The 4,833-nt window shown below is 39.0% G+C and carries 8 protein-coding genes; all 8 read left to right on the top strand.

Features of this window, described 5'->3' with window-relative positions; all coding sequences use genetic code 11:
* The coding region (locus H5202_RS18035; protein WP_182773285.1) for a VWA domain-containing protein at positions 1-818 on the top strand (818 nt) is incomplete at its 5' end.
* Positions 819-1,134: 316 nt separating this feature from the next.
* Positions 1,135-2,238, top strand: coding sequence for a DUF7146 domain-containing protein (locus tag H5202_RS18040; RefSeq protein ID WP_182773286.1), 1,104 nt, complete (start codon positions 1,135-1,137; stop codon positions 2,236-2,238).
* A 118-nt stretch (positions 2,239-2,356) separates the two neighbouring features.
* Entirely contained in the window at positions 2,357-2,548 is a 192-nt protein-coding gene (locus H5202_RS18045) for a hypothetical protein (protein ID WP_182773287.1), read from the top strand.
* 323 nt (positions 2,549-2,871) lie between these two features.
* Positions 2,872-3,078 (top strand): 2Fe-2S iron-sulfur cluster-binding protein, encoded by a 207-nt coding sequence (locus tag H5202_RS24690; RefSeq protein ID WP_336244811.1) that lies wholly within the window; start codon positions 2,872-2,874, stop codon positions 3,076-3,078.
* A gap of 7 nt (positions 3,079-3,085) precedes the next feature.
* Positions 3,086-3,472: a hypothetical protein gene (locus H5202_RS18050; RefSeq protein ID WP_182773288.1), complete on the top strand. Its 387-nt coding sequence runs from the start codon at positions 3,086-3,088 to the stop codon at positions 3,470-3,472.
* A gap of 64 nt (positions 3,473-3,536) precedes the next feature.
* On the top strand, positions 3,537-3,902 hold the full coding sequence (locus H5202_RS18055) for a hypothetical protein (protein ID WP_182773290.1): 366 nt from the start codon (positions 3,537-3,539) through the stop codon (positions 3,900-3,902).
* Between the two features lie 76 nt (positions 3,903-3,978).
* A complete protein-coding gene (locus H5202_RS18060; protein WP_182773289.1) occupies positions 3,979-4,521 on the top strand; it encodes a hypothetical protein in 543 nt (180 codons plus the stop codon).
* 69 nt (positions 4,522-4,590) lie between these two features.
* Positions 4,591-4,833: hypothetical protein (locus H5202_RS18065; RefSeq protein WP_220493927.1), on the top strand; the 243-nt coding region annotated here is incomplete at its 3' end.

Consider the following 4,833-nt stretch of genomic DNA (forward strand, 5'->3'; position numbering starts at 1 on the left):
ATTTTCATCAGAAATTAATTTCTGAAATTGAAAGCATGGCAGCAGAACATTCAGAAGGAGGATTAATAAGCTTACCACTGTCTAACGAGAAAGTTGATATTCCGTTAAGTTCAATTTGTCTAATAGACAATAACTTAAGAGGTGTCATTTCAAAGTTAAAAAACCCACTAAAACGACTGTTCCATGACCAGAACTTTGTTAACCATTCATTACACAACCGAGGTAAATCGATTAATTCTGGCCGTTTGGCTGGAGTTGCTATCGGTAATACTAAAGTGTTCGACTCACAGACGATTCATCGTTCGCCCAATGCTGCTATAGCATTGCTGATCGATAAGTCTGGTTCGATGACTGAAAGTGATATGAAGATGGCTAACAATGTTGCATATGCGTTAAGCACAGCATTAGATGGTATTCATGGTGTGGAGTCATTGGTTGCGTATTATCCCGAACGGTCGTCATATGAAGATAAATTGACGATTGTAAAAGGATTTGAAGAAAAAAAGCCTATGGAATCTTTTAATATAAGTTCTTGTGGCGGAACACCAACAGCTGAAGCAATTCAATCTACAACAGCTATATTAATGAGTCGTGCTGAACCAAGGAAATTACTATTTGTAGTGACCGACGGTGATCCAAACAGCGCTGGAGAGACTGTAGCTGCAATAGAAGATGCACAAGCATTAGGTATTAAAGTATTCGGAATAGGTATTCACAGAGAAGTACGCGGGTTCAGTAACACCGATTTTAAGGTGATCTGCTCAATCAGCGAGCTTGTGAATGCACTAACTGTAGGACTTAAACACGCGTTCAAATAGCGTGAATTAATTCAATCACCCAAAGGGTACACATTCCCTTTGGGGAATAGTGTGCCAAAAAATTGCCTTGGAGGGCACACTATGAACGTAATTATCAAAGAAAAAAGAGCGAGTGGTTTAAATGCTATTTACGCAATACGTAATGGCAAAAAGGTACTGATAGGGGCTACATGGGTAATGAAGCCACTTCTAAATAGGTAAATCTGAGAGCGATCTAGAAATAGGTCGCCCTTTCTACTTGTTTGCGGAAACCACCAAAGTTTCTTCTAACAAGGGGGCTTTGGGGTTTCCGTAGGCAATATTTAGGAGCATCATCATGTACCAAGCCACTCACTCAAAAATAAAGAAAGTAAAAGCACTTGTTGACCAACAAGGCGGTTGGAGAAATATATTTGAACAATTTAGCGGTTTAAAAACGGCAATTGACAGATATCCAGCACAAACACCATGCCCTAAAACGGGTCAAGGCTCTACGGTGTTTCGTCTTGTAAATGGTTGGGAGCAAACTGGCCAAGCTTTTCACAATCACGTTGGAAAATTAACCGATGGACTTAATGTAATCGCATTTTACTGCAACTGCTCGATTAAAGAGGCTGCAGATGAAGTGTTAAGGATTACAGGCGGGGATTATAAAACTGTCAGCTATCGTGAAGTTTCAGCGCAATTAAACCGAGAACAAGTTCAACATTCTGAATATTGTAATAAAGAGAAGAAAGAACAGCGATTAAGGGCATTACAGCGTGTGTATCAAGAAGCGATACCTTCTTACAAGTCTGAGATAGCGATGAATTACTTGAAAAGTCGAGGTCTGACGTTAACAAGTGAGGATGTTCGAAAATTTTCTTCGACATTAGGTTTTCACCCTGGACTTAAATATTACTGTTTAGAGAAGAAGGCGTTTATCGGTACCTTTCCAGCATTGCTTGGTATTTTTAAAAGCAAGGATGGGTCCAATTTAACAATCCATCGTATTTACCTTAAACCAGACGGAAGCGGTAAAGCTGAAGTAAGTAACCCAAAGAAATTAATGAGCCCGCCTGATTATATGGGAGGTGGCGCATTTCGACTTGGGGAGCCTATGCAGCTGATGTGTGGAGGTAAATACATAGGGGTGACAGAGGGTATTGAAACGGCTTTATCGCTTTTCAATGCAAACGGTTTACCTTGTTGGTCGTTATATAGTGACACTGTACTTGCTTTGTTCGAGCCAGAATCCGACATTACACATGTTGGGATTTGGGCCGATAGAGAACCAAGTGGTGCGGGACTATTATCAGCTCAGAAGTTGATGAAAAAACTAAGTGACAAAGGGCTTAAATGTCATATTTACTACCCGGAAACACTTAACACGGAAAAAGAAGATTGGCTGGATGTATTCAATACAAATCCAACGCTAATTAACGGCTATAAGGCCATATGAATGCTCTGTTGCACAGTCCCGAATGGGACTGTGTGGCTGGGTTATTCATCACAAAGGACATTGAGTAGGTGTGCTTTGTGATGAATAACCTTACTTAACTTAAGTGGAGATAATGACTATGGCTAACTATGAATACGTACAAGGGATCTTTGATTGTGCATCGAGTATTTTAACTATTGGGTCAAATAAAGCGTTCAAAATTGCTGAAGATTTATCAGTAATGGATAGCGATGAAAGATTGACTAAGTTAACGACTTGGGCTCGTCAGAGGTCTTTAATAACGGCTAATGGTGTTATAGCTGAAATTTGACTGTGAGAGGCGGTTAAGTAGACCGCCTCATAAACCTAAATTGATTTTTATTTTTGAGTCGATTTAGGTTTATGAGTTCCTCAATCGTTTATCCCTATCCATAACCTTTTTAAGCCTTTTTTGGCTTTGAATGTTATTGATATATAGACGCATGTCAGCTCAACATGGGAAACCCGAGCGGCTATTTATCAGCAATGAGAATAGTGACCGGCATTAACAGTATTAAAGCAATACCGTTGATGTGAGAGCCTATTGGCTAACTAACCCCACAGGGAGACATTCTTCCTATGGAGCGTGTCTTTCTTTATTCATTTGGAGGACACATGATAACCATTCATCCCAACACACTATTAAAAGATCTCAATGACACATTTAGCTTTAGCTGTAAAAGTGGATTTTGCGGTCAGTGTAAATCAACATTAATCAGTGGAAAGGTTTTGTTGACTCAGACTCCAATAGCAATATTGGCTGATGATGAGATTTTGCCTTGCTGCTGTAAATCTGTAACTACTTTGTTGATTAAAGCGTGAGGTCAGCATGGATAATATTATTATTGATAACGTGTTGATCGTGGCTCTGATTACAGCTCTTGGGAACATTCTAACTGCTGCGGTGCCGTCTTTAGTCACATATTTGTTAGGCCGTAAGGTCTTTAATCAAAGAAAGTTACAGGAAAAATTGAATATTGCTTTGACTGATCTTCAATACATGCTGATGGTAGAAGAATTACACTGCCGAGAGCATTTATCTGATGTTGGCCAAACCAAAAGACAAACTATCAGGAATTGCGTAAAAAATGAAAGCAATCTTTCCTGGAGTGGGAAGTTTACTTTGTCCCGTATAAATAAAGAGTTAACGAGAAATTGTTCATTAACGAACGGTAACAAGTTAACCAGACCATCTAGGTATTATTCTAGATATTAATAACCCCATTAGGGCATATCACCCTATTGGGTTGGTGTGTCCTTTACATTCGGAGAGACACACTATGAATAACAACCTAATACATCTAATCCCACTTCACATAAAAAGCCTTGATGCTCAATTGCGAGCATGTACCGGTGATGGTTTCGGCTATTCGTCATTTCATAACGAGGACGATGAAGCAAAACTAGAGCCCGCAGGTGTTTTGGTGCACAAGTCTACTGGTCTTAAATTCAAAGTTCCGCTACCAAGCTATACGTTGGAACAGTATGAAAAACAGCAGAGTATTGGTGTTTGGACTACTGAGCGTTACGACATTGAGGACTGGCATGATATCCGCCAAAAGTTCATGGGTAAAAGAACCATGATGCAAAGAGAAGTAGGTAAAACTCGGCTTTTAATTGAAGACATCCATTTTACTATTATTTAGTAAATCAACCTAACCCCACTAGGGCATATCACCCTATTGGGCTGGTGTGTCCTTTAAAAGTTTGGAGCGACACATTATGTTAGATGTAAAAACAATCATTTCAAAAATGCAGAAGATTTCTGAGGAAAAACAATGGCCGACAAGTAACGCCGATTCTTTAACTCATGATGAATTACTGCTAGAGAAAGATTTTGTAGAGCATCCAAATCGCGAATATATTTGGATATTACATGCTGATGGTACTTGTTTAATACCTCTGTACCAGGGCGTTGATCCTGTCTATGTCAAATATTGGCCGAACAACTATTACTATCATGTTGTAGAAGACAAGTTAAATTCAATACCAGAGTCAATGGCAGAAAGTTTGATATACGAGCCACCATTCAATATTGTCAGCTGTACGTCACTATCGGCATTGGTTGATAAAATGAATAGCTTACTGAATGAACCTGCTTCACAGAATGTCATTTTTGATATTGATAACCAAAAAACCACAGAGGCGTCTTGGTCGCAATGGAGAAATGCTTTTGAGTGTTGCGGAAATACATTGATGGTTGAATTTATAGATAAAGTAAAGGAACACGCTGCAAAATTAACTAAGCTACGTTTAGTGGCTTAATAAACCTACCCAATGGGCACAACTTCCCATTGGGAATATTGTGCCTTCAACGTCTTTGGAGGACGCAATATGTTAACTCAATACCAAATCAACAAAGAAAATGAATATCAGCAGTTTAAATCTGAATTACTGACAGAATCAACATTACCTTGTGATTTTAAGGTTGGTGATTTTGTTACGTTCACGAATGAGTATGGTGTATTTTTTCGAAAACCCAAAAAAGTAATTGGCTTTGCCGGGCAATGTGATTTGCCTGATCGATTTATCTTTACCGAAAGTGATGCTTATTGGTTTCCAAAAAAACCAGACCAG

The sequence above is a fragment of the Shewanella sp. SG41-4 genome (assembly GCF_014164505.1).
Classification (GTDB): Bacteria; Pseudomonadota; Gammaproteobacteria; order Enterobacterales; family Shewanellaceae; genus Shewanella.